Source organism: Pseudomonas profundi (assembly GCF_008638305.1).
GTDB classification, from domain to species: domain Bacteria; phylum Pseudomonadota; class Gammaproteobacteria; order Pseudomonadales; family Pseudomonadaceae; genus Halopseudomonas; species Halopseudomonas profundi.
In genome coordinates, this window is sequence record NZ_VTPZ01000051.1 from 1 (window position 1) to 440 (window position 440).

General features: G+C 61.1%; 1 protein-coding gene. It reads right to left on the bottom strand.

Annotated features, from left to right (window positions below):
* Positions 1 to 17: 17 nt before the first annotated feature.
* Positions 18 to 440 (bottom strand): electron transfer flavoprotein subunit alpha/FixB family protein (locus tag FZE95_RS19530; RefSeq protein WP_223825139.1); only part of this gene is annotated, 423 nt, incomplete at its 5' end.

A 440-nucleotide genomic window follows, 5' to 3' on the forward strand; every position in this document is an offset into this window, starting at 1 on the left:
TACCGCTCAAGCGTTACTTACAGCTTGCCGTCCAGCTCCGGGATGATCTGGAACAGATCACCAACCAGACCGTAGTCGGCTACCTGGAAGATCGGCGCTTCTTCGTCCTTGTTGATCGCAACGATCACCTTGGACTCTTTCATGCCGGCCAGGTGCTGGATCGCGCCGGAGATACCGACGGCGATGTACAGCTGCGGTGCAACGATCTTGCCGGTCTGACCGACCTGCATGTCGTTGGGTACGAAACCGGCGTCCACTGCGGCGCGCGAGGCACCCACGGCAGCGCCGATCTTGTCGGCCAGCTTGTACAGCATTTCGAAGTTGTCACCGTTCTGCATGCCACGGCCGCCGGAGATGACGATCTTGGCACCGGCCAGCTCGGGACGGTCAGACTTCGCCAGCTCTTCGTTAACGAAGCTGGACACGCCGGCGTCCTGGGC